Origin of the sequence: Streptomyces coacervatus (genome assembly GCF_029223485.1) — a bacterium.
Classification (GTDB): domain Bacteria; phylum Actinomycetota; class Actinomycetes; order Streptomycetales; family Streptomycetaceae; genus Streptomyces; species Streptomyces coacervatus.
Window position 1 is genome coordinate 63,653 of sequence record NZ_JARHTP010000019.1, and the last position, 22,472, is coordinate 86,124.

General features: G+C 71.7%; 22 protein-coding genes. 12 read left to right on the forward strand and 10 right to left on the reverse strand.

Annotated features, from left to right (window positions below; all coding sequences use genetic code 11):
• Window positions 1-118: 118 nt before the first annotated feature.
• Window positions 119-1,045: a DUF3027 domain-containing protein gene (locus tag P2Q00_RS37570; RefSeq protein ID WP_275778644.1), complete on the reverse strand. Its 927-nt coding sequence runs from the start codon at window positions 1,043-1,045 to the stop codon at window positions 119-121.
• A gap of 343 nt (window positions 1,046-1,388) precedes the next feature.
• Here P2Q00_RS37570 and P2Q00_RS37575 point away from each other — a divergent pair, with 343 nt between their 5' ends.
• The 4 genes from P2Q00_RS37575 (at window position 1,389) to P2Q00_RS37590 (ending at window position 4,923) form a co-directional block, all read left to right on the forward strand.
• Window positions 1,389-2,825: an MFS transporter gene (locus tag P2Q00_RS37575; protein WP_275778646.1), complete on the forward strand. Its 1,437-nt coding sequence runs from the start codon at window positions 1,389-1,391 to the stop codon at window positions 2,823-2,825.
• Between the two features lie 61 nt (window positions 2,826-2,886).
• A complete protein-coding gene (locus P2Q00_RS37580; RefSeq protein ID WP_425579671.1) occupies window positions 2,887-3,375 on the forward strand; it encodes a DUF2771 domain-containing protein in 489 nt (162 codons plus the stop codon).
• A 23-nt stretch (window positions 3,376-3,398) separates the two neighbouring features.
• A complete protein-coding gene (locus tag P2Q00_RS37585; RefSeq protein ID WP_275778648.1) occupies window positions 3,399-4,067 on the forward strand; it encodes a futalosine hydrolase in 669 nt (222 codons plus the stop codon).
• A complete protein-coding gene (locus tag P2Q00_RS37590; RefSeq protein ID WP_275778650.1) occupies window positions 4,057-4,923 on the forward strand; it encodes a 1,4-dihydroxy-6-naphtoate synthase in 867 nt (288 codons plus the stop codon). Before P2Q00_RS37585 ends, P2Q00_RS37590 begins: the two co-directional genes overlap by 11 nt.
• Before the next feature lie 32 nt (window positions 4,924-4,955).
• Here the strand turns inward: P2Q00_RS37590 and P2Q00_RS37595 are convergent, their stop codons facing one another.
• The gene (locus P2Q00_RS37595) at window positions 4,956-5,339 is read right to left on the reverse strand and encodes a cold-shock protein (protein ID WP_275778652.1); all 384 of its coding nucleotides are present in this window, start codon (window positions 5,337-5,339) and stop codon (window positions 4,956-4,958) included.
• 163 nt (window positions 5,340-5,502) lie between these two features.
• Between P2Q00_RS37595 and P2Q00_RS37600 the strand changes: the two genes are divergently transcribed.
• Window positions 5,503-5,751, forward strand: a complete 249-nt coding sequence (locus P2Q00_RS37600) for a hypothetical protein (protein ID WP_275778654.1) — start codon at window positions 5,503-5,505, stop codon at window positions 5,749-5,751.
• On the opposite strand, the gene P2Q00_RS37605 is transcribed toward P2Q00_RS37600, so the two are convergent.
• From P2Q00_RS37605 to P2Q00_RS37615, 3 genes are all read right to left on the reverse strand, one after another.
• Window positions 5,730-6,365 carry an HAD family hydrolase gene (locus P2Q00_RS37605; RefSeq protein WP_275778655.1) on the reverse strand — a complete coding sequence of 212 codons (636 nt, stop codon included), beginning with the start codon at window positions 6,363-6,365 and terminating at the stop codon, window positions 5,730-5,732. The two genes, P2Q00_RS37600 and P2Q00_RS37605, sit on opposite strands and share 22 nt — an antisense overlap.
• Window positions 6,366-6,445: 80 nt before the next feature.
• Window positions 6,446-7,444: a hypothetical protein gene (locus P2Q00_RS37610; RefSeq protein WP_275778657.1), complete on the reverse strand. Its 999-nt coding sequence runs from the start codon at window positions 7,442-7,444 to the stop codon at window positions 6,446-6,448.
• Between the two features lie 101 nt (window positions 7,445-7,545).
• A complete protein-coding gene (locus P2Q00_RS37615) occupies window positions 7,546-9,171 on the reverse strand; it encodes a substrate-binding domain-containing protein (protein WP_275778658.1) in 1,626 nt (541 codons plus the stop codon).
• Between the two features lie 266 nt (window positions 9,172-9,437).
• Here P2Q00_RS37615 and P2Q00_RS37620 point away from each other — a divergent pair, with 266 nt between their 5' ends.
• Together P2Q00_RS37620 and P2Q00_RS37625 are read left to right on the forward strand one after the other, a co-directional pair.
• Window positions 9,438-11,966: a helicase C-terminal domain-containing protein gene (locus P2Q00_RS37620; RefSeq protein ID WP_275778660.1), complete on the forward strand. Its 2,529-nt coding sequence runs from the start codon at window positions 9,438-9,440 to the stop codon at window positions 11,964-11,966.
• Window positions 11,967-12,069: 103 nt separating this feature from the next.
• Window positions 12,070-13,713 carry a DNA repair helicase XPB gene (locus tag P2Q00_RS37625; RefSeq protein ID WP_275778661.1) on the forward strand — a complete coding sequence of 548 codons (1,644 nt, stop codon included), beginning with the start codon at window positions 12,070-12,072 and terminating at the stop codon, window positions 13,711-13,713.
• Window positions 13,714-13,744: 31 nt separating this feature from the next.
• Here P2Q00_RS37625 and P2Q00_RS37630 read toward each other — a convergent pair whose 3' ends face one another.
• On the reverse strand, window positions 13,745-13,930 hold the full coding sequence (locus tag P2Q00_RS37630; RefSeq protein WP_275778662.1) for a hypothetical protein: 186 nt from the start codon (window positions 13,928-13,930) through the stop codon (window positions 13,745-13,747).
• Between the two features lie 279 nt (window positions 13,931-14,209).
• Here P2Q00_RS37630 and P2Q00_RS37635 point away from each other — a divergent pair, with 279 nt between their 5' ends.
• A complete protein-coding gene (locus P2Q00_RS37635) occupies window positions 14,210-16,288 on the forward strand; it encodes a HelD family protein (protein ID WP_275778663.1) in 2,079 nt (692 codons plus the stop codon).
• Window positions 16,289-16,348: 60 nt separating this feature from the next.
• Here P2Q00_RS37635 and P2Q00_RS37640 read toward each other — a convergent pair whose 3' ends face one another.
• Entirely contained in the window at window positions 16,349-17,041 is a 693-nt protein-coding gene (locus P2Q00_RS37640; protein ID WP_275778664.1) for a copper homeostasis protein CutC, read from the reverse strand.
• 118 nt (window positions 17,042-17,159) lie between these two features.
• Window positions 17,160-17,828: a maleylpyruvate isomerase family mycothiol-dependent enzyme gene (locus P2Q00_RS37645; protein ID WP_275778665.1), complete on the reverse strand. Its 669-nt coding sequence runs from the start codon at window positions 17,826-17,828 to the stop codon at window positions 17,160-17,162.
• 47 nt (window positions 17,829-17,875) lie between these two features.
• Here P2Q00_RS37645 and P2Q00_RS37650 point away from each other — a divergent pair, with 47 nt between their 5' ends.
• Together P2Q00_RS37650 and P2Q00_RS37655 are read left to right on the forward strand one after the other, a co-directional pair.
• Window positions 17,876-18,550, forward strand: coding sequence for an HD domain-containing protein (locus tag P2Q00_RS37650; RefSeq protein ID WP_275778666.1), 675 nt, complete (start codon window positions 17,876-17,878; stop codon window positions 18,548-18,550).
• A gap of 10 nt (window positions 18,551-18,560) precedes the next feature.
• Entirely contained in the window at window positions 18,561-19,664 is a 1,104-nt protein-coding gene (locus P2Q00_RS37655; protein WP_275778667.1) for a GNAT family N-acetyltransferase, read from the forward strand.
• On the opposite strand, the gene P2Q00_RS37660 is transcribed toward P2Q00_RS37655, so the two are convergent.
• Both P2Q00_RS37660 and P2Q00_RS37665 read right to left on the reverse strand, forming a co-directional pair.
• A complete protein-coding gene (locus P2Q00_RS37660) occupies window positions 19,661-19,939 on the reverse strand; it encodes a DUF4031 domain-containing protein (protein WP_275778668.1) in 279 nt (92 codons plus the stop codon). The genes P2Q00_RS37655 and P2Q00_RS37660 overlap by 4 nt on opposite strands.
• Window positions 19,936-20,346: a DUF8819 family protein gene (locus P2Q00_RS37665; RefSeq protein ID WP_275778669.1), complete on the reverse strand. Its 411-nt coding sequence runs from the start codon at window positions 20,344-20,346 to the stop codon at window positions 19,936-19,938. Before P2Q00_RS37665 ends, P2Q00_RS37660 begins: the two co-directional genes overlap by 4 nt.
• Window positions 20,347-20,402: 56 nt before the next feature.
• Between P2Q00_RS37665 and P2Q00_RS37670 the strand changes: the two genes are divergently transcribed.
• Together P2Q00_RS37670 and murQ are read left to right on the forward strand one after the other, a co-directional pair.
• Window positions 20,403-21,338 (forward strand): MurR/RpiR family transcriptional regulator, encoded by a 936-nt coding sequence (locus P2Q00_RS37670; RefSeq protein WP_275778671.1) that lies wholly within the window; start codon window positions 20,403-20,405, stop codon window positions 21,336-21,338.
• 129 nt (window positions 21,339-21,467) lie between these two features.
• Window positions 21,468-22,403, forward strand: coding sequence for an N-acetylmuramic acid 6-phosphate etherase (murQ, locus tag P2Q00_RS37675; RefSeq protein WP_275778673.1), 936 nt, complete (start codon window positions 21,468-21,470; stop codon window positions 22,401-22,403).
• The last annotated feature ends 69 nt before the right edge of the window (window positions 22,404-22,472 follow it).

Consider the following 22,472-nt stretch of genomic DNA (forward strand, 5'->3'; position numbering starts at 1 on the left):
GGAGGGGCTGGGTTTGCCATCCCAGCCCGTCCGGCGTTTGAGGACAAGGCCCCTTAAGGGCCGACGGGGGTCTGGGGGCGGAGCCCCCAGGGACGCGTACCCCCACGCACCCGCAGACTTACGAGTGCCCCAACTCCGCCGCATCCCCGTCGGAGACAACCGACACCGACCCCGAATCCGCCGCCGGCCGCAGCGGGAACGGGTCCACCCGGGTCTCGTCGATCACCGGCGGGGGCGGCTGCGGCGGCGCGGGCATGACTGCTGCCTCGGAGTGGCCTCCGCAGCCGTAGGAAAGGGAGACGACACGGCCGTCGGCCGGAGAGAACTCGTTGGCGCAGACGCCGAAGGCCTGGCCCAGGGAGCCGCCGATCGGCTGGAGGAAGCCGCAGCTCACGCATGATGCGGGGGCCGCCTGGGCCATCGGGGTCTTGGAGCCGTACGACTCCTCCCAGCGGTCCGCGGCGACATGCAGGCCGTAGCGGGACAGGACGCGGGCCCGGCGCATGCCGAGTTCCTCGGCGACGGACGCGATCGAGCCGCGGGTCGGGGCGACGGGGAGGTTCGCGGGAGCGCCCGCGGTGACCTCCGCGTCCTCCGCCTCCACCAGCTCCGCCATCTCCTCGGAGACGGGCGAGTCCGCTGACGGCTCGTCCTCGCCGGAGTAGCCGGGCTCCAGGCGGAGGTCCTCGGCGTCGGTCGGCAACAGGTCGCCCGGGCCCATGTCGCCGGGGCGCAGACGCTCGCTCCACGGCACCCACTCCGGGGCGAGCAGCGCGTCCGAGCCGGGGAGGAGGACGACCTCGTCCAGCGTGACGAACTTGGCGCGGGAGGCGCGGGCGACCGTCACGGCCCAGCGCCAGCCCCGGTAACCGAGCTCCTTGCACTCGAAGAAGTGCGTGACAACACGGTCGCCCTCGGACTCCAGCCCCACGTGCTCGCCGACCACCCCTGGCGCGGCAGCCTCCTCGGCTGCGGCGCGGGCGAGGTCGACGGCCTCGGCGCACAGACGGTCGGGGGTGCGGCTTCGCGTGGTCGCTGCGCTCACAGGTATCGCTTCTCTCCTACGCCGTCACTCGGGTGCGCCGGCCTGAAGGCGGTGGGTGCGGACGGAGCGGACCTGGGGACCGCGTCGACGTCCGCGCCCGATCGCACTCGGGCGCACCTCATACATCCATTCTGCGGGATGTCCGAGAGGCGCGCGGCCGAGAACGTTCGCCACGACGCGCTACGCACGCTACCTTCTCGCGACCGCTCGGCCTACACCGACGGGAGGTTTCCCCCTGCCGACCTGGCAAGCGCCTGGGAATTCCACGGGAAATACATGGGACTACGCGCCCATACGCGCGGTAACCCCACTACACACAGGTTTCTCGGGGCACTATGACGGAGTGGCAGCCGCAAGGACGCCCCCGGGAGCCACCGGGGCCGGTGGGATCAAGGGCAGGATCAAGGGCAGCAGTCGTGTTGGCGGTTCGGGCCGGTTCGGCGGGTCCGTCCGTGCGGTCGGCCGTGCGCTGCACTTCCCGGTGACCGGAACCGCCCGCGGGATCCGCAAGGCCACGCATGCGCACGGCGCCGGCGAGTCCGGCCTCGGCAAGCTGATCGAACTGCACGCGGTCAACGGCGCCGGTGATGTCATGATCACCGTCGCTCTCGCCTCGACCGTCTTCTTCTCGGTGCCGACGGACGAGGCGCGGGGGCGCGTCGCGCTCTATCTCGCGATCACCATGGCGCCCTTCACCGTCCTCGCGCCGGTCATCGGGCCGCTCCTGGACCGGCTCCCGCACGGCCGCCGTGCCGCGATGGCGGGCTCGATGCTCGCCCGGGCGCTGCTCGCGCTGATCATCGCCGGCGCCGTCACCACCGGCAGCCTCCAGCTGTATCCGGCCGCGCTGGGCGTGCTGGTCGCGTCGAAGGCGTACGGCGTGGTCAGAAGTGCCGTGGTGCCCCGGCTGCTGCCGCCCAAGTTCTCCCTGGTGAAGGCCAACTCTCGGGTCACGCTCGGCGGGCTCCTCGCCACCGGTGTCGCGGCGCCCGTCGGGGCCGGGCTGCATGCGATCGGGCCGCGCTGGCCGCTCTACGGCGCGTTCGTGATCTACCTCTGGGGCATGTTCCTGTCCTTCACCCTGCCGCCGAAGGTCGACTCGGCCAAGGGCGAGGACACGGCGCTGCTGGCGGCGGACGCCGAGCATCTGCACGGGCCGCACCTCAAGCCGGTCAAGCGGCCCGGCCTCAGGACGGTCGGTATCGCGGTCACCCACGCGCTCGGCGCCAACGCCGCCCTGCGCTGGCTGTCCGGGTTCCTGACCTTCTTCCTCGCCTTCCTGCTGCGCGAGCATCCGCTGACCGGCTCCAGCGCGGCCGTGTCGCTGGGGATAGTGGCCGTCTCGGCGGGCGTGGGCAACGCGCTCGGTACAGCGGTCGGGGCGTGGCTGCGGCAGCGGTCTCCGGAGCTCATCATCGTGGCGGTGCTGCCGATCGTGCTCGGCGCGGCGATCACGGCGGCGATGTTCTTCGGCGCGTTTCTCGTGGCGTGCCTGGCCGCGTTCGCCGGGTTCTCGCAGGCGCTGGCCAAGCTGGCCCTGGACGCACTGATCCAGCGGGACGTGCCCGAGACGGTACGCCCGTCCGCGTTCGCGCGCTCCGAGACCATGCTGCAGATGGCCTGGGTGCTGGGCGGCGCGATCGGCATCGTGATGCCGCTCAACGGTGCGGCGGGACTGTCCCTGGCCGCCGCGGTCATCGCCCTGGGCTGGGTCACCACCGTCCGCGGCCTGCTCGGCTCGGCACGGCACGGGGGCGCGCCGAAGCCTCGCGTGGCGTAACACACGGGCACGCCGCACCCCACGTAAAGAGAGCGTCGGACGCGCCCTATAGCCTTCGCCCATGACCTCCATGCAATCCGCTGTGCGACGCCGCCGCGCCGTCGCCGCTGCCGGCGCCGTTTCCGCCGGACTGCTCGTCCTGTCGGCATGCGACAAGCCGACGCCGCTGTCCACGATCACGGTCGGCCGCGCCTCCGTCAGCTCGGAGGCCACCTGCGGCGGTGAGGGCAAGTCCCTGCAGACCGCGGACCTGGCGAAGTGCCTGAAGGACAAGGACATCAAGTCCATCAGCGTCGACCCCGACGAGACCGTCCGCTTCGGTGTCGACCCCAAGATCGCCGACAAGCGGTGGACGATCCTGATGAACGGTCAGCCCCTGACCGAGGACAGCGACAAGACGTACCGCACCGTCCCGGGCAGCGTCTTCTTCAACGCCCAGTACGGCGCCCAGGGCAACTCCACCCTGGTCACCATCAAGGCGGGCGACGGCAAGAAGAGCGGCACCACGGTCACCGGCCTGTGGTCCTTCAAGCTCAAGAAGAACGACTGACCCCGTCACCGACGCCGTCTGCCGTGCCTTCCGTACGTGTCCTCGTGGCCACCGCGGTTCCCGCCGAACGGGACGCGGTGGCCCGGGCGTTCACGGGTGACGGCCACGTCGTGATCGCCGCCGGTGTGGGCCCGGCCCTCGCCGCCGCCTCCACCGCGACCGCCCTCACCACCGCCGCTCTCGGCGGCACCCCCTACCATCTCGTCGTCTCCGCCGGGATCGCCGGCGGCTTCCAGCCCGAGGCACCCGTCGGCTCTCTCGTCGTCGCCGACGAGATCACCGCGGCCGATCTGGGCGCCGAGACGGCCGAGGGGTTCGTTCCGGTCACCGAGCTCGGCTTCGGGGCCGTCACCCACCGTCCGCCGGAAGCACTCGTACGAGACCTCGCGGCCGCGACCGGGGCCCGCACCGGAGCCGTACTGACCGTCTCCACCGTGACCGGCACCGCCGAGCGCGCCGCCGCCCTGCGCGCCCGTCATCCCCGCGCCCTCGCCGAGGCCATGGAGGGCTTCGGGGTGGCCGAGGCGGCGGCCGCCCATCGCGTCCCCGTGCTGGAGATACGCGCGGTCTCCAACCCGGTCGGCCCGCGCGACCGCGCCGCCTGGCGCATCGGCGACGCCCTCACGGCCCTGACCGAGGCCTTCGGGAAGCTTGCGCCCGTCCTGGAGAGTTGGAACCCGTATGACCAGTGACCTCGTACAGCCCGTGCAGCCTCTGCAGATCGCGTACTCCCCCTGCCCGAACGACACCTTCGTCTTCGACGCCCTCGCCCACGGCCGCGTCCCCGGTGCGCCGGCGCTCGACGTGACCTTCGCGGACATCGACATCACCAACGGCATGGCCGAGCGCGGCGAGTTCGACGTGCTGAAGGTGTCGTACGCCGTGCTGCCGTACGTCCTCGACGAGTACGCGCTGCTGCCGTGCGGGGGTGCGCTGGGGCGCGGCTGCGGGCCGCTGGTGCTGACCCGGGAGGCCGGGGTCGACCTCACGGGCCGTAGGGTCGCGGTGCCGAGCGAGAAGTCGACGGCGTATCTGCTGTTCCGGCTGTGGGCGGCGGACACCATCCCGGGTGGCGTAGGCGAGATCGTCGTGATGCCGTTCCACGAGATCATGCCTGCCGTGCGGGACGGGAAGGTCGACGCGGGGCTCGTCATCCACGAGGCCCGCTTCACGTACCAGAACTACGGGCTGCACAAGCTCGCGGACATGGGCGAGCACTGGGAGGACACGACGGGCCTGCCCATCCCGCTGGGCGCGATCATCGCCAAGCGGTCGCTGGGCGCCGAGGCCCTGACGGGCCTGGCCGAATCCATCCGCACCTCCGTACGCGCCGCCTGGGACGAGCCCGAGGTCTCCCGCCCGTACGTCATGGAGCACGCCCAGGAGATGGACCCGTCCGTCGCGGACCAGCACATCGGCCTGTACGTCAACGAGTTCACCCACGACCTCGGGGTGGACGGCTATGCGGCGGTGCGGGGGCTGCTCACTCGTGCGGCGGCCGAGGGGCTGGTGCCGCCCCTCGGCCCGGATGTGCTCGAATTCCCGTAGAAGTTACGGAGGTTGGTCGGGGTGGTACGGGGTTACACGTCCAGCTGGTCGGCGACCGCGCGCAGCAGGCCCGCGATCTTCTTGCCGGAGGCCTTGTCGGGGTAGCGGCCCTTCTCCAGCATCGGCGTGATGTTCTCCAGGAGGGTCGTCAGGTCCTGGACGATGGAGGCCAGTTCGTCCGGCTTCTTGCGGGTGGCGGCCGCGACCGAGGGGGTCGGGTCCAGGACGGTGACCGAAAGGGCCTGGTCGCCGCGCTGGCCTGCGACCACGCCGAACTCCACTCGCTGTCCCGGCTTGAGGCTCTCGACTCCGGCGGGGAGGACCGAGGAATGGACGAAGACGTCGCCGCCGTCGTCACGGGAGAGAAAGCCGAAGCCCTTCTCGCTGTTGAACCACTTGACCTTGCCGGTAGGCACGTCTGTCCTCGTCCTCGTACTCGTCGGAAAACTGCTTCGGAAACGGCTCTTGATAGCACTTGGGCGGGTCGTCGGGACCCGCCGGTACCAAGGCTAATGGTCTTCAGGCCGGTGACAAGACGTCGCCGGGTTGTTCCTTCGCGCAGGGAACTACCCTGGTCCGGTGCGTGACAAAACCCAAACGAATTCCGCCGGGCCCGGTGACCGACTGATCCGTGCCGGTGCCATCGTGTTCTTCCTCGGTGCCCTGGCCACACTCGTCACAGTGGCTCCGCTGTTCCTCCACGCGAAGCCATTTCCGACGTACATGTTCGGACTGTGCATGCTCATGGGGGTCGGCTTCCTCATCGCGGGAGCCGGAGTGCTGCAGTCGATTGCGGCGGGCCGCCGTCAGGCCCGCGCCGGGCGGTAGTCCGCAAGCCACCCTGGGAACTCGGTGAGGTCTCCGAGCACTACGTCCGCGCCGGCCGTGCTCAGCTCTTCGGCGCTGCACGGGCCCGTCGCCACGGCGACCGACAGTGCGTCGGCCTTGCGCGCACCGCGTACGTCGCCGGTGTGGTCGCCGACGTAGATCCCGGCCCCGTGCTCGCGCAACGCCTCCGCCTTCTGCTCGGCCCACAGGTCGCCGACGACCTCGTCGGGGTGGATGCCGAGGTGTTCCAGGTGCAGCTTGGCGTTCGGTTCGTACTTGGCGGTCACGACGATCGCGCGTCCGCCGGCCGCCTGCACGGCGTCGATGGCCTCACGGGCGCCGGGCATCGCGGGCGTCGCGGCGATGGCGATCGTCGGGTACATCGACCGGTACAGATCGGCCATCTCCGCCAGTTGCTCCTGCGGGAACCAGTTGATCAGCTCGTCGGTGAGGGGTGGCCCCAGCCGGGTGATCGCGAGGTCGGCGTCGATGTACGTGCCCGTGCGCTCGGCGAGTGCCAGGTAGCAGGCGTGGATGCCGGGGCGGGAGTCGATGAGGGTCATGTCTAGGTCGAAGCCGACGGTGGGCGCGGTTGTGTAGGCCATATGGGCCATTGTGCCCAGTGGCTCGGTCCAAAGTGTTGTGTGGCGGCTGCGGGTTTGTGGGGGCTTGTCGCGCCGTTCCCCGCGCCCCTTTAGGGGCGCTTCTGTGAGCGCCAAGTGATGAAGAGTGCCGAAGCCAGCGCCGCGGCCCGTACCACCCATGGCCAGGTCTGGGCGATCGCGTCGCTCATGTGGCCCTGGGGTATGGGGGTGCCCCAGCGGCCGTCGTTTCTGCCCCAGAGCCAGACGAGGCCGCCTGTGATCGCGAGGCCCGGCATGCCCAGGACCGCCCACTTCGACTCGGTCTGGGTGAGGCGGCGGGAGGCGTAGGCGATGAGCCAGCCGAGAAGCAGGGCGAACCAGTTCCCGAGGATCGCGCCGACGACGAGCAGGCCGGCGGCGATCAGGAGGAGCGGGTTGCTCCAGCTGCCGGTGGGGACGGAGAGGCGGCGGCGACGGGCGGCGGGGACGGCCGCGGGGACCGCCTCCTCCTCGGCCTCCACGGCCTGCTCGGTGGCGGGTGGAGGCTCCTTCTCCGGTTCCTTCGGGCGGGGCGGCCTGAGCAGGTCCGGGATCTCCACGCCGCCGGTGAATCCCGGGACACTCTCGCCGAAGGGGGTGCTGTCGACCCGCCACCAGTCGGGCTGGGTCGCGCTGTTGCCGAGTTCCTCGGCACTGGCCATGTGGGGTGGGGAGGGGATGTCGGAGGGGGCGGGCTTCTCGGGCTGGGCGGGGCGGGGGCGTGGTACCACCCGGCGCAGGCTCTTCGGCAGCCGCTTGCCGTCCTCCGGCTCGTCGTCCCGCTGTACGGGCACATGGGCGGGCGGCGACTGCGGTGCGGCGGCGGTGCCTCCCCCGGAGGGGGCACCTCCGGCGGCCGCGACGACCTCGTCGGGGGTGCCGAGCCGGGAGAGGATGCGGCGGACCGCGGCGGGGCTGTCGACGGTCGTCTTCGCCCGGCGCCGGTCGATCTCGTTGCGCAACTCCGACACCAGGCGCATGCGTGCGGCCGACGGCAGCTGCCGCTGCTGCGCCACGTCGCCGACGCGGCTCAGATACTCGTAGACGACCTTGTCGCTCTCGATACCCACGAAGTCCCCTTTGGGGCGGGTGTGTTGGATTCCCCGGACTCCCCAGTTTCCCTCGGATTCCCTCGGATTCCCGTGGTGACGACGGTAGCGCAGGCCGCGGGTCAGGTCGGCCTGCACACCAGCGGGTATGCGGTCTCCGAGCAGGGGCGGTTGCCGTACTCGCGCAGGATGTCCTTGCCGCCCTGGTCGGTGAGGTAGCGCAGGAAGGCCGCGGCGATGGAGTCGGCCGGCGGTTCCCCGTAGGTGTAGGCGTACTCGGTCTGCCAGTACGGGTAGGTGCCGTTCTCGACGCCGTCGAGGGTGGGCGGCATGTCGTCGATACGGAGCTTGACGAGGTCGGCGGAGGTCACGCTGCTCGCCTCGCTGTAGCCGAGGGCGCCGGGCAGCGTGGCGGTCCGGTCCAGCAGGGTGTCGGTGCTGTCGACCTCGCAGACGCCCGGCTTGTCGTGGGCGAGTTGGGCGCAGTCGTTGACGTCCGCCTCCGGGACCGACCTGCCCTTGAGGACGCGCTTTTCGAGCGCGTTACGGGTGCCGGAGTCACGGTGGCGGTCGACGAGGTGGACGGGGATGTTCGCACCGCCCACCTCCGACCAGTTGGTGATCTTCTTGGTGTAGATGGCGCGGATCTGCGCGAGGGAGAGGTTGCGGACCTTCGCGTCCTTGTTCACGACGAGGGTGAACAGGGCGTAGGAGACGGGCCGGGGCAGGATCTCGGGGTGGCCTTCGTCCGCCGGTCCGTCGGTGAAGGCGATGCGGTCGGCGAGACCCTCGGTGCCCTTGAGACCGGCGGCCGCGCCGGTCCGCTCCAGCGCGGCGATGCCTTCCCCGCTGCCCTGGAACGCGCCGTCGTCGGCGGCGATCTTCGCGCCCTTGGCCTCGCAGAGCTTCGCGTACTCCTTGGCGGCCGCCTGCACCGCGGGCGCGAAGGCCGTGGAGCCCTCCACGTGCAGGGTGCCGCCGACGCAGTCCAGCGGGGCGGGTCTGGTGGGCCAGAACAGGGTCAGGCCCGACTGGAGGAGGACGGCCGTCGCCAGCAGGACCAGGCCGACCTTCGCCGGTCTGGAGGCGAAGGTGTGGCTCTCGGTGTGGGCCAGCTTGAGCCGGGCGAGCCAGCGGAGCCAGGCGAAGGAGCGGCTGTTGCCGCCGGTCACCTCGGCCTGGAACTCCGGATCGGGGAAGGCGGCGCCCGGACTCCCGGACCGGCGCTCCAGGACGGCCAGAACCTTGTAGTGGGCGCCGGGGTTCAGCGTCACCTTGGGCAGCCTGATGAGGCCGGATCCGTCCTGCTCGTCGATGCCGAAGCCGTCGGTCTCCTGGGTGACGCCCTGGCGGGTGCTGACGAAGAAGTGGCGCAGTGCGGGCTGGCTGAGTTCGGTCACCGCCATGCCGACGACCCTGCGGTCCCGGAACAGGACCCGGATGCCGGTCCGGTCGTCGGGCGGGGTCAGATAGTCCCCGGCGACGATCTCCCGCCAGCCGGCGTTCTCGATCCGCACCAGGACGAACGACGGCTCCGTCAGCGGCCTGCCGTCGTCGTGCATACGGGCCAGGACGTCGGCGCTCGGGGCGTGCGCGGTGTCGGTGGCGAGCGTGTCCATCTGGAGGCGGTAGCCGAGCCGCTTGCGCCGTATGACGACGAACTCCCACACGAACGCCAGCACCGGGATCGCGACGCTGACCATCGCGACGATGTTGTTGAAGTCGAACTCCACGCCGAAGATCCCCACCACCGGCTCCCCCCGTTGTTCAATTTCCTTGTTGAACGGCCTTGTTGAACGGCGTAGTTGACAGGGAGCCAAGGGTGACGAGTGCGTGCCGAGTGCGGCCAGGGTTGTCGCATACCTCCGGACGAAGTTCATCCAGAGGTCAGCTGAGAAACGCTCCGTTAGCCAAACTCAGCCCGTCCGGCGTTTGAGGACGAGGCCCTTCGGGCCGACGGGGGTCTGGGGGCGGAGCCCCCAGGGACGCGAGCCCACCCGCTACCGTGAGTCAGATGAGCACCCCGGCCCCGCGTTCTCTCGCAGAGGCACTCCGGCTCAGGGACGACGCTTCCCTGGCGGAGCTGCTGCGCGCCCGCCCCGACCTCATCACCCCCGTCCCCACGGACCTCACCCAGCTCGCCACCCGCGCCGGCACCCGCGCCTCGGTCGTCCGCGCCCTGGAGCGGCTGGACCGTTTCGCGCTGCAGACCGCGGAAGCGCTGGCCGTGGCGGCGGACCCGGCGTCGTACGACGAACTGCTCGGGCTGATGCGCGGGGACGCGGGGGACCCGGCGGTCGCCGCGACGCTCCCCCGGGCCCTGGGAACGCTGCGTGAGCAGGCCCTGGTGTGGGGCGGCGACGACCGGCTGCGTCTGGTGCGGACGGCCCGTGAGCTGCTCGCGCCGTCGCCGCAGCACCCGTCGCCGACGGGGCTCGGGCCGACGGCACAGGAGGTGACGGCGGGTATCTCGCCGGGCCGGATCCAGGAGATCGTCACCACGGTCGGGCTGCCCTCGACGCACGACTCCGTCTCCGCCGTGGCCTCGCTCACCGCCCTGTTCAGCGACCGCGCACGTATGACGGCGCTGCTGGCCGAGGCGTCCCCCGAGTCGCTGGAGGTGCTGGACCGCCTCGTCTGGGGGCCTCCGTACGGCCAGGTCACCGCCGATCCGGCCGCGCGCCTGCGCTGGCTCCTGGACCGGGGGCTGCTGCTGCCGACGGCGCCCGGGACGGTCGTACTGCCCCGTGAAGTGGCCCTGCACCTGCGCGGCGGGCGTGCGCATCGCGCCACCGAGCCGCTGCCGCCCGCCCTGGAGGCGACGGCCACGCACCGTCCACAGGTTGTGGACGCGACGGCGGCCGGGCAGGCGTACACCGCGCTGTCGACGGTGGAGGAGCTGCTGAAGGACTGGGACGAGGGCGGGCCCACGGTGCTGCGGGCGGGCGGTCTCAGCGTCCGCGACCTCAAGCGCACTGCCGTCGCGCTCGACGTGTCCGAACCCATTGCCGCCTTCTGGGTCGAGCTCGCGTATGCGGCCGGGCTGCTGGCGTCCGACGGGGAGGCCGACGAGCGGTATGCGGCGACCCCGGCCTACGACGAGTGGCTGGAGCTGCCGGCCGCCGAGCGCTGGGCGCAGCTGGCCCAGACGTGGCTGACGGCGACGCGGACTGCGGGCGTCGTCGGGGGACGGGACGCGAAGGACCGTACGTTGTCGGCGCTCGGCCCGGGGCTCGACCGCAGCGCCGCGCCGGAGGTACGGCACCGGGTGCTGACGCTGCTGGCCGGGCTGGGGCAGGGGGCGTCGCCGTCCGCCGAGTCCGTGCTGGCCCGGCTGCGCTGGGAGCGGCCCCTGCGCGGCCCCCAGCCCCACGAGGACCTGCGCGGACGGCTCGCCACCTGGGCGCTGACGGAGGCGGAGATGCTGGGCGTGACGGGGCGGGGCGCGCTGTCGGCGCACGGCAGGGCCCTGCTGGGCACGCCCCCGCCCGCCCCCGCACCTGCGCCGAAGGACGCCGAGCCCACTCAGCAGGGCCCCGGTGACAAGCTCCCGGTCCACCACACTCCCGTGACCCTGGACCCCCTCTCCCCCACCGAACAGGCAACCGCCACCGCCGCGGCCGCCCGGCTCCTCACCCCGCTCCTCCCCGAACCCCTGGACCACGTCCTGCTCCAGGCGGACCTGACGGCGGTCGCCCCCGGCCCGTTGAAGCGCCCGCTGGCCGACACGCTGGACGTGCTGGCGGACGTGGAGTCGAAGGGCGGGGCGACGGTGTACCGCTTCACACCGGGTTCGGTACGACGCGCCCTGGACGCCGGCCGCACCGCCTCCGACCTGCACGCCTTCCTGACGGCCCACTCCCGCACGCCCGTCCCGCAGCCGCTGGCGTATCTGATCGACGACGTGGCCCGCAAACACGGCCACCTCCGCGTGGGCGCGGCCTCGTCCTATGTCCGCTGCGACGACGACGCGCTGCTGAACGAGATCATGGCCGACAAGCGTGCCGCGGCCCTGCGCCTGCGCCGCCTCGCCCCGACCGTCCTCGCCACCCAGGCCGACCCGGCGACCCTCCTCGACGGCCTGCGCGCGATGGGCTTCGCACCGGCCGCCGAGTCGGCGGAGGGCGACGTCCTGATCACCCGCACCGACGCCCACCGCACCCCGCCGCGCACCGCCCCCGCGCCGGTCCCGGACGGCCCGCCGACCCCGGACAGCACGCTCCTGGCGGCCGCCATCCGCGCGATCCGGGCGGGCGACCTGGCCTCCACGACCCCGCGCAAACAGCCCCCGTCGGCCTCCCCGAGCGGCGCCCTCCCCCGCACCAACTCCGCCGAGACCCTCGCCACCATGCAGGCCGCCGTCCTCACCGGCGAGGCCCTCTGGATCGGCTACGTCAACGCCGAGGGCGCCGCCAGCCAGCGCGTCATCGCCCCGATCCGCGTCGAGGGCGGCTTCGTGACGGCGTACGACCATACGGCCGACGAGGTGCGGACGTATCCACTGCATCGGGTCACAGGGGTGGCGGAACTCGCGGAAGATTGATCAGGACCGGTCACGACTGATTCACGACCGGCCGTGATCGTCCGTGTATACGGCACACTGGACGTTTGGCCGAGCCGTCCGGCCTACGGAAAGGGTGCCGCGCGTGAATGGTCCACTCATCGTCCAGTCCGACAAGACCCTGCTCCTCGAAGTCGACCACGAGCAGGCCGACGAGTGCCGTCGCGCCATCGCGGCCTTCGCGGAGCTGGAGCGGGCGCCCGAGCACATTCACACGTACCGGGTGACGCCGCTGGGGCTGTGGAACGCGCGGGCCGCCGGGCACGACGCCGAGCAGGTCGTGGACGCGCTGGTGAAGTACAGCCGGTACCCCGTGCCGCATGCGCTGCTCGTCGATGTCGCCGACACCATGGACCGGTACGGGCGGCTGACCCTCAGCAAGCACCCCACGCACGGGCTGATCCTCACCACCACCGACCGGCCGGTGCTGGAGGAGATCCTGCGGTCGAAGCGGGTCGCGCCGCTGGTCGGGGCGCGGATCGACCCGGACACCGTCGCGGTGCATCCGTCCGAGCGCGGGCAGATCAAGCAGACGCTGCTGAAGCTCGGCTGGCCCGCCGAGGACCTTGCGGGGTACGTCGACGGCGAGGCGCACCCGATCGAGCTGAACGAGGACGGCTGGGCCCTGCGGCCGTATCAGAAGCAGGCCGTGGAGAACTTCTGGCACGGCGGGAGCGGGGTCGTGGTCCTGCCCTGCGGGGCCGGGAAGACGCTCGTCGGCGCGGGGTCCATGGCGCAGGCGAAGTCGACGACCCTGATCCTCGTCACGAACACCGTCTCGGCGCGGCAGTGGAAGCACGAGCTGGTGAAGCGCACGAGCCTCACCGAGGACGAGATCGGTGAGTACAGCGGGACGCGGAAGGAGATCCGGCCCGTCACCATCGCCACGTACCAGGTGCTGACGACCAGGCGGAAGGGGATCTATCCCCACCTTGAGCTCTTCGACTCGCGGGACTGGGGGCTCATCGTCTACGACGAGGTGCATCTGCTGCCCGCGCCGGTCTTCAAGTTCACCGCGGATCTGCAGGCCCGGCGGCGGCTGGGGCTGACCGCGACCCTGGTGCGGGAGGACGGGCGGGAGTCCGACGTCTTCTCGCTCATCGGGCCCAAGCGGTTCGACGCGCCGTGGAAGGAGATCGAGGCGCAGGGGTACATCGCGCCCGCCGACTGCGTGGAGGTCCGGGTCAACCTCACCGACTCCGAGCGGCTCGCCTACGCCACCGCAGAGCAGGAGGAGAAATACCGCTACTGCGCAACGACGGAGACCAAGCGGAAGGTGACCGAGGCGATCGTGCGGCGGTTCGCCGGGCAGCAGATCCTCGTCATCGGGCAGTACATCGACCAACTCGACGAGCTGGGCGAGCACTTGAACGCGCCCGTCATCAAGGGCGAGACCTCCAACGCCCAGCGCGAGAAGCTCTTCGACGCCTTCCGGGAGGGCGAGATCAGCGTGCTGGTCGTGTCCAAGGTCGCGAACTTCTCCATCGACCTGCCGGAGGCGACGGTCGCCGTCCAGGTGTCGGGCACCTTCGGCTCACGGCAGGAGGAGGCCCAGCGGCTGGGGCGGGTGCTGCGGCCCAAGGCCGACGGGCATCAGGCCCACTTCTATTCGGTGGTGGCACGGGACACGATCGACCAGGACTTCGCCGCGCATCGCCAGCGGTTCCTGGCGGAGCAGGGATATGCGTACCGGATCGTGGACGCGGACGAGATGCTCGCGGAGGGCTGAGCGGACGGCTGAGCGGACGGCCTGCGGCACGTCACTTTCGGCGTACGCCCGCTTCCTCGCCGTACTCGCCGAGTATGACGACGTCGAAGGCGGCGCCCGCGAACACCTTCACGGCGCGCAGGGCGTCGCCGAGGCGGTGGCGGTGACTGCCGAGGACAGGGGTGGCGCCAGGCGGGCCCGGCCGGCCGGGGGCTGGGGTGATGGTTGCTGCGCTCATGTATCCATGGTGGATCGCCAGGCATAAGGAGAGCATCGGCCTGCGGGCCGAACCTGCGTTGTCGCCGCGTACGACTGAGGGCGCGGCCCTCCCTCCCAGGTACGACAGGGACATCCCCTAGGGGACCTCCAGGGGGAGAAAAACCGTTGGCCTCCGCCTCCCCCGCTCGCCTAAAATCTCCGCTCTTGCCCGCCTCCCTCGCCGGAGCGCCGCCGACCGGACGGAAACCGGTCGGCACATCGCCGCACCTCAGCCCGCAGCACCTTCGGAGGCACCCCCTTGTCCACGCCCGCCGACGACCCGCTCGACCCACTCGACCCGCTCGACCCGCTCGACCCGCTTTCCCGTGAGCGTTCGCACCTCGCCGAATCCCGTGCCGCCCTGCGCGCCATGCGCGAGGACGTCGAGTCGCTCGACATCCGAGACGTCACTGCGAACTGGGTCAACGCCGAGGTCCTGGCCCGCCAGATCGACGAGCGCATCAAGGCGCTGGCCGACCTCAGCGACACTCCGCTCTTCTTCGGCCGCCTCGACTATCTGCACTCCCCCGGCGCCGACCAGGCCGAGGGCGCTGAAGGCGAGCAGTTCTACATCGGGCGCCGGCACGTGCACGACCACGACGGCGACCCGATGGTCATCGACTGGCGGGCGCCGGTCTCGCAGCCGTTCTACCGCGCGTCCAAGAAGGACCCGCTGGACATCGGGCTGCGCCGCCGCTTCGGGTACACCCGCGGCAACATCACGGCGTACGAGGACGAGCACCTCTCCGACCCCGCCGAGGCGGCCCGCACCAGCAAGCTGCTCCAGCAGGAGATCGAGCGCCCGCGCGTCGGCCCGATGCGGGACATCGTCGCCACCATCCAGCCCGAGCAGGACGAGATCGTACGGAGTGGGCTGGGCGGGACCGTGTGTGTGCAGGGGGGACCGGGGACCGGGAAGACGGCGGTCGGTCTGCACCGGGTCGCTTATCTCCTCTACGCCCATCGCGAGCGGCTCGCCCGGACCGGCACACTCGTCATCGGGCCCAACAAGTCCTTCCTGCACTACATCGAGCAAGTCCTGCCCGCGCTCGGCGAGTTGACGGTCCAGCAGGCCACCGTCGACGACCTCGTCGCCCGGAACATCGAGGTGCGCGGCACGGACGACGCGGCCGCCGCGATCATCAAGGGCGACGCGCGGATGGCGGAGGTCCTCAGGAAGGCCGTCCACTCGCACGTCACCATGCCGACCGAGCCGATCGTGGTCGTGCGCGGGTCGCGGCGGTGGCGGGTACCGGCGTACGAACTGGAGGACATCGTCCGCGAGTTGCTCGACCGCGGCATCCGCTACGGCGCCGCCCGCGAGGCCCTCCCGCAGCGCATCGCGCACGCCGTACTGGTGCAGATGGAGCGCTCGGGCGAGGCACCGGACGACCGGGTTCAGGACGCGGTGGCCCGCAACGCCGCGGTGAAGGCGGCCGTGAAGGCGGTCTGGCCGCCGGTCGACCCGGCGAAGCTCGTCCTGCGGCTGCTGACGGACGCGGACTTCCTCGCCGTACATGCGGAAGGCGTCCTCGACGAGGACGAGCAGAAGACGATCCTGTGGGCGAAGCCGGTGCGCAGCGTCAAAGCCGCCAAGTGGTCGGGCGCGGATGCCGTGTTGATCGACGAGGCTTCGGACCTCGTCGAGCGTACGCACTCCCTCGGCCATGTCGTCCTGGACGAGGCGCAGGACCTCTCCCCCATGCAGTACCGCGCGGTCGGCCGCCGCTGCACCACCGGCAGCGCGACCGTCCTCGGCGACCTGGCGCAGGGCACCACGCCCTGGGCGACGCGGAGTTGGGACGAGGCCCTGTCCCACCTCGGCAAGACGGACGGCGTCATCGAGGAGCTGACCGCCGGTTTCCGCGTCCCGACGGACGTCATCACGTACGCCTCCCGGCTGCTCCCGCACATCGCCCCCGGCCTCACCCCGGTTGCGTCGGTCCGCGAGAACCCCGGCTTCTTCGCCCTGCGCGAGATCAGCGACACCAGTCAAGTGGTCACCGCCTGCGAGGAGTTGCTCCGCAACGAGGGCTCGACGGGCCTGATCGCGGCGGACGCCCGTATCCCGGAGCTGGCGGAGTGGCTGACTGCGGCCGGGATCTCGTACCTCGCACCCGGCGAGGAGACGACGGCCGAGACCCGCCTCACCCTGGTCCCGGCCTCCCTCGCGAAGGGGCTGGAGTACGACTACGTCGTACTGGACGAGCCGCAGGCGGTGGTGGACGGCGAGCCGGACGAACGGACCGGCCTGCGCCGCCTGTACGTGGCACTGACCCGAGCGGTGTCCGGGCTGATCGTGACGCATGCGGCGCCGCTGCCGCCGCAGCTGGCCTGATCGGGCGGGGAGTTCAGCGGGGCAGCAGCCGGCGGCCCGAGGGGCTCGCTCCGCTCGGCCTCACTCGCCGTCCAGCACCGCCCGCCACTGCCCCACGGCCGCCGCCGAGACCGGCGCCTCCCAGCCCCCCGGCCGCGCAGCCCCGCCGATGTGAAACGCGTCGATCCCGGCGGCCTTGAGCTTCGGCACATGCTCCAGCCGCAGCCCTCCGCCGACCATGATCTGCGGTTCGTACCCGGGCTCCCCGCACCGCGCCGCCTCGGCGAGCAGCGTGGGGAGCCCCTCGTCGACACCCGCGGCCGAACCGGCTGTGAGGTAGGCGTCGTGCCCGGGCAGCCCGTCCAGCTGCTTGCGCAGCGCATCCCGGTCGGCGGCGTGGTCGATCGCGCGGTGGAAGGTCCAGCGGCAGCCGTCCAGTTCCGCCGCGAGCCGCTCCACGGCGCCGAGATCGACGCCCCCGTCCGCGTCGAGAAACCCGAGCACGAACTCCTCGGCCCCGGCCGCCCGCATGTCCCGGGCAATCCGCACCAGCCGCTCCACCTCCCCGGCGGCGAACCCGTCCGCCAGTCGCAGCATCACGCGCAGGTCGATGTCGACGGCGGCACGGATGGCCTCGACCGTGGCGACCGGCGGGGTCAGCCCGTCGGCCGCCATGTCGGTGACCAGCTCTAGGCGGTCCGCGCCTCCGGCCTGGGCGGCGACCGCGTCCTCGACACCGAGGGCGATCACCTCCAGGACTGCACGCGTGCTCATAGGACCCCTTCCGTCGGTGTTCCCCTGGAGCGGCTACAGGTCTAGTCCAATCTCAGGGTACGACGGCGGGGTGGACGGCCGCGAGATCGCCCCCGGGCCGCAAGGGATGTTCAGGCCGTCATCCGAACATGTTCAGCTTCGCCGCCTCCGTGCCCACCAGCTCGTACGAGGTGCCCTCCGGCACCGCACGGCCCGCGTAGAGCCGTACGAGCGTGGCCGCGTCACCGATGAAGCGCGCGGGGTTCCGCCCCCCGCTCGCCTCCCCCAGCAGCACCGGCTCGTCCACGTCGTCGAGGTCGGCGTGCAACGGCAGACGGCCCCGCTCGCGGGTGATCCGGGCGAGGAGGGCGAGGGCGTCCGCCAACCCCGCCCCCGCATACGCGCCCGGCTCACCCCAGACATCGCGTACGTCGCCCGCGTGCACCCATTCCCCGAGCGCGATCCGGTCCAGCACCCCGCCCGCTTTGGCGATCACCGGGCCCGCCTCGGTCATCCCGCGTTCCAGCTCGTCCACGACCTGCTGGTTGGTCCACTCCGCCCGCTCGGCGATGTCGCGGTCGTTGGCGGCGGGCGAGAAGACTCCCTCCTCGAAACGGCTCTCCACCACCCGTAGCAGCGCGGACGAACAGTGCGCGAGAACATCCCGCACCGTCCACCCCGGACATGCGGTGGTCGGCAGCGCGTAGTCCGCGTCCGGGCGGGCGCGAAGGACCGGGATCAGGGCGTCGCGCTCGGCGGTGAGGAGCCGTCCGGGCAGTTCGGGGTCGCGTACCTCGGCAGTAGTCATGGGCTCCACGCTAGGGGCCACCCTGTGATCGGCGGGAGAATACGCACATGGCCGATCACGCACCGCCGCTCGACGCCCTGCGCACCCGCTGGACCCGTGCCCTGGAAGGAGCCCGGTCCCCCGCCGCCGGCCCCGACCCGGCCCCGTACGCCGACAACCTCCTCGCCCGCTGGCAGGAACCGCAGCGCCGCTACCACACGCTCGCGCACCTCACCGCGGTCCTCGACCACATCGACGTACTGGAGAGGTACGCGGACGATCCCGAGGTCGTACGCCTCGCGGCCTGGTTCCACGATGCGGTCTACTTCCCCGACCGTTCGGAGAACGAGGAGCGTTCGGCCCGCCTCGCCGAGCGCGCCCTCCCGGAAGCGGGCGTCCCCGACGCGAAGACCGCCGAGGTCGCCCGCCTCGTCCGCCTCACCGTCACCCACGACCCCGCCGACGACGACCGCGACGGCCAGGTCCTGTGCGACGCCGACCTCGCGATCCTGGCCTCGCCCCCGTCCGCGTACGCCGCCTACACCGCGGCCGTCCGCGAGGAGTACCACTTCGTCCCGAGCGACGCCTTCCGCGCGGGCAGGGCGGGCATCCTGCGCCAACTCCTCGCTCTGCCAAGGCTGTTCAGGACGCCGTACGGGCAGGAGAAGTGGGAGGCGACGGCTCGGTACAACATCGGCTCCGAACTGGAAATGCTGTCGCTTCCGGCGGACCCGGCCACATAGTCTGCGGCCCATGCATGCATTGGGCGGGGACCAGGTGGACGAGGCCGTGGCGGGCTGCGTGGCGGCCCTGCGGCCGGCGGTGGACCGGGACTGGACGGAGGTGCAGGCGGCCGGGCTGGAGTGGAACTGCCACCGGACGGCGCTCCACATCGCGGACGATCTCCTCGCGTACGCGGCCAACCTGGCCGGACGCGCCCAGGACGCCTACATCCCCTTCGAGCCCGCCCTCGACGAGGGCACCGACAACACAGGCCTGCTGGATGTGATCCGGGCGACCGGCGCCCTGCTCGCCGCGGCCGTCCGCACCACCCCGCGCGAGGTCCGTGCCTTCCACCCGTATCCGTTCCGCAGCGCGAACCGCGAGGGCTTCGCCGCGATGGGCGTCGCCGAGATCCTCGCCCACACGCACGACATAGCCGAGGGCCTGGGCCTGCCGTACGAACCCCCGTCCGCGCTCCCGGAGTTCGTCCTCACACAGATCTTTCCGCACGTCCAGCCGGGCCCCGACCACTGGCGCACATTCCTGTGGGCCACCGGCCGCGGCGAACTCCCCGGCCGGGCCCGCCTCACCGAGTGGCGCTGGAACAACAACCTCGTCATCCCGACCGACCGCCTCACCCTGCAGGGCATCACCCCCGCCGCCGCACGCGACCTGGTGACGGGCGGCGACGGCGGCTTCGAGTGGATCGACGGCGGCCCGTACGAGGGCACCCGGGAGGCCTCGGGCTTCCTGCTGAAGGCGTACGAAGGAGGCGTGCACCGCCCGGAGTTCGGCGTGTTCGCCCTCGTACGCCGCGAGGACGGCCGGGCGGTCGGCGGCATGGGCTTCCACGGGGTCCCCGACGACGAGGGCCGGGTGGAGATCGGCTACGACCTCACCGAAGCGGCCCGCGGCAACGGCTACGCGACCGAGGCGCTGCGCGCACTGTCGGAATGGGCGCTGGCGCGGGACGAGGTAAAGCTGCTGTTCGCCGCGATCGACCAGCAGAACCTGCCGTCCCAGGCCGTGGTGGCAAGGGCCGGCTTCACCCGCGCCAGCCTGGCGGAGGAACAGACGGCACATGACGAACACGACATGGAGCCCACGCTGGAGCTCTACGTCCGCCGCGCCTAAACCGTGTCTGCGGCCGGGCGCCCCTTCGGCCTCCGCAACCCCGACTCCACCAGCAACCGCACCACCTCACGGCTGCTGACCCGCACCGCCCCCGCCCGCACCGCATCCTCGTAACGGTGCGACGGAATGTCGTAGTGGTCGCGCTCGAAGGCCCGCCGTGGCACGCCCAACTCGTCGGCGAACAGGCGCAGTTCGTCGTAGGAGACGTCGGAGATCAGATGCGACCACATGCGCCCGTGTCCGGGCCAGTTCGGCGGGTCGATGTACACGGTCACGAGGACGGCGCCCCGCCCGGCGACGCCCCGCCCGTCGCCGACCCCAGCGTCCCCACCGCCGCGACCTTCACGCCCGCCTTGTGGCACACCCAGTGCGGATCGGGGCCGAGCTCCGGCTCGACCTCCAGGGCGTGCGGGTCGCCCGCGCCGCACACCGGGCACAGCGGCCAGCGGCCGTAGGTCTCCAGCAGGGCGTCCTGGACGTCCTGAGCGACCAGCCCGGCGACGTACTCGACACCCTCCGGCCACTGCTCCACCCACCACCGCCGCTGTACGACGGACTCCTCGACCATGGACACCATGTCCGCCTCCGCAACCTCGCCCGCGGCCAGATCGGCGAGCACGAGGGCGCGTGCGGCGTGCAACGCCTGCTCCAAAGGGCTGATGGGGGTGTCCGAGGGATCCATGCCACCCATTGTGCGCACTCTTGACCGAGACACCGAGGCGAAAATATCTTTCATAGGTGACCCAGAACGTGAAGGAAATTTTCTCCGGCTCCGGCTCCGGCTCCGCAGGCCAGGCGAGTGCGCCTCCCGCCCCCGCCGCCCTCGCGGCGAAGGTGCGCACCCTCGCACCCTCCATGACCCGCTCCATGCAGCGCGTCGCCGAGGCCGTCGCGAGCGACCCGGCCGGCTGCTCGGCCCTCACGGTCACCGGTCTCGCCGAACTCACCGGCACCAGCGAGGCGACGGTCGTACGGACGGCTCGGCTGCTCGGCTACCCCGGGTACCGGGACCTGCGCCTCGCCCTCGCCGGGCTCGCGGCACAACAGCAGTCCGGACGGGCACCCGCCATCACCACCGACATCGCGGTCGACGACCCGATCGCCGACGTCGTCGCAAAACTTGCCTACGACGAGCAGCAGACGCTGGCCGATACGGCGGCAGGGCTGGACACGGTGCAGCTGGGGGCGGCGGTCGCCGCGGCGGCGGGCGCGCGGCGTATAGACGTGTACGGGGTCGGGGCGTCCGGTCTCGTCGCCCAGGACCTGGCGCAGAAGCTGCTGCGCATCGGGCTGATAGCCCACGCGCACAGCGATCCGCACCTCGCCGTCACGAACGCGGTGCAGATGCGCGCGGGTGATGTCGCTGTCGCGATCACCCACTCGGGGTCGACGGGGGACGTCATCGAGCCGTTGCGGGTCGCCTTCGAGCACGGCGCGACGACCGTGGCGATCACCGGCCGGCCCGACGGGGCCGTCACCCAGTACGCCGACCACATCCTGACGACATCCACCGCGCGGGAGAGCGAGCTGCGTCCGGCGGCGATGTCGTCCCGGACCAGCCAACTCCTGGTTGTGGACTGCCTGTTCGTGGGGGTTGCGCAGCGGACGTACGAGACCGCGGCGCCTGCGTTGGCCGCTTCGTACGAGGCGCTGGCGCATCGGCACCGGCGGTAGACCGTAGCTTCGACAGCTTCGACCGTTTGTGGGTATGTGCGGGGCCGTCGTGGCTGGTCGCGCAGTTCCCCGCGCCCCTTAAAGGCAAAAAGCATCTACCGGAACCGTACGTCGAAAGAGCCGCCCCCCATGACTTCCACCTCCAGCCCCCGTGATCTCCGCGCCGAGTTGGAATCGCTGACCACCGAGGCCTTCCGGCCCGAGCTTGCCGACATCGACCGGCTGCCCACCCTCGACATCGCCCGGCTCATGAACGGCGAGGACGCGACCGTCCCGGCAGCCGTTGCCGAGCGCCTCCCCGCCATCGCGGCCGCCATCGACGCCGTGGCGGAACGCATGGCTCGCGGCGGGCGGCTGATCTACGCCGGTGCGGGCACCGCCGGACGGCTCGGCGTACTGGACGCCTCCGAATGCCCACCGACCTTCAACACCGACCCCGAGCAGGTGGTGGGCCTGATCGCGGGCGGCCCCGACGCCATGGTCACCTCGGTCGAGGGCGCGGAGGACTCCGCGGAGCTCGCCCGCCGCGACCTCGACGCCCTGCGCCTCCTCGCCGCCGACACGGTGGTCGGGGTCTCCGCCTCCGGACGCACCCCGTACGCGATCGCCGCCGTACAACACGCCCGCAGCCTGGGCGCGTTGACCATCGGCCTCGCCTGCAACGCCGACAGCGCGCTCGCCGCGGCAGCCGAGCACGGCATCGAAATCGTCGTGGGCCCGGAGCTGCTCACCGGCTCCACCCGCCTCAAGTCGGGCACGGCCCAGAAGCTGGTCCTCAACATGCTCTCGACGATCACGATGATCCGCCTGGGCAAGACGTACGGGAACCTGATGGTCGACGTACGCGCCTCCAACGAGAAGCTACGGGCCCGTTCCCGCCGTATCGTCGCCCTCGCCACGGGAGCGTCGGACGACGAGGTCGAGCGCGCCCTCGCGGCCACCGACGGCGAGGTGAAGAACGCGATCCTCACCATCCTGGCCGACGTCGACGGCGCGACGGCGGCCCGCCTGCTGGAGGACTCCGACGGGCATCTGCGTGCGGCACTGGCGGCGGCGGCCCGCTGACCGGCAGATGCATGGAGTACGGCAACTCGGTCATGAAGTAGCGTGCGGCGACGGGTCCCGGGTGGCGAG

Bases quoted from the DNA above. Each gene is read 5' to 3' on its own strand.
- P2Q00_RS37580 (WP_425579671.1), top strand. From the start codon at position 2,887: ATGACCTCCATGCAATCCGCTGTGCGACGCCGCCGCGCCGTCGCCGCT.
- P2Q00_RS37590 (WP_275778650.1), top strand. From the start codon at position 4,057: ATGACCAGTGACCTCGTACAGCCCGTGCAGCCTCTGCAGATCGCGTAC.
- P2Q00_RS37605 (WP_275778655.1), bottom strand. From the start codon at position 6,365: ATGGCCCATATGGCCTACACAACCGCGCCCACCGTCGGCTTCGACCTA.
- P2Q00_RS37620 (WP_275778660.1), top strand. From the start codon at position 9,438: ATGAGCACCCCGGCCCCGCGTTCTCTCGCAGAGGCACTCCGGCTCAGG.
- P2Q00_RS37630 (WP_275778662.1), bottom strand. From the start codon at position 13,930: ATGAGCGCAGCAACCATCACCCCAGCCCCCGGCCGGCCGGGCCCGCCT.
- P2Q00_RS37640 (WP_275778664.1), bottom strand. From the start codon at position 17,041: ATGAGCACGCGTGCAGTCCTGGAGGTGATCGCCCTCGGTGTCGAGGAC.
- P2Q00_RS37645 (WP_275778665.1), bottom strand. From the start codon at position 17,828: ATGACTACTGCCGAGGTACGCGACCCCGAACTGCCCGGACGGCTCCTC.
- P2Q00_RS37650 (WP_275778666.1), top strand. From the start codon at position 17,876: ATGGCCGATCACGCACCGCCGCTCGACGCCCTGCGCACCCGCTGGACC.
- P2Q00_RS37655 (WP_275778667.1), top strand. From the start codon at position 18,561: ATGCATGCATTGGGCGGGGACCAGGTGGACGAGGCCGTGGCGGGCTGC.
- P2Q00_RS37665 (WP_275778669.1), bottom strand. From the start codon at position 20,346: ATGGATCCCTCGGACACCCCCATCAGCCCTTTGGAGCAGGCGTTGCAC.
- murQ (WP_275778673.1), top strand. From the start codon at position 21,468: ATGACTTCCACCTCCAGCCCCCGTGATCTCCGCGCCGAGTTGGAATCG.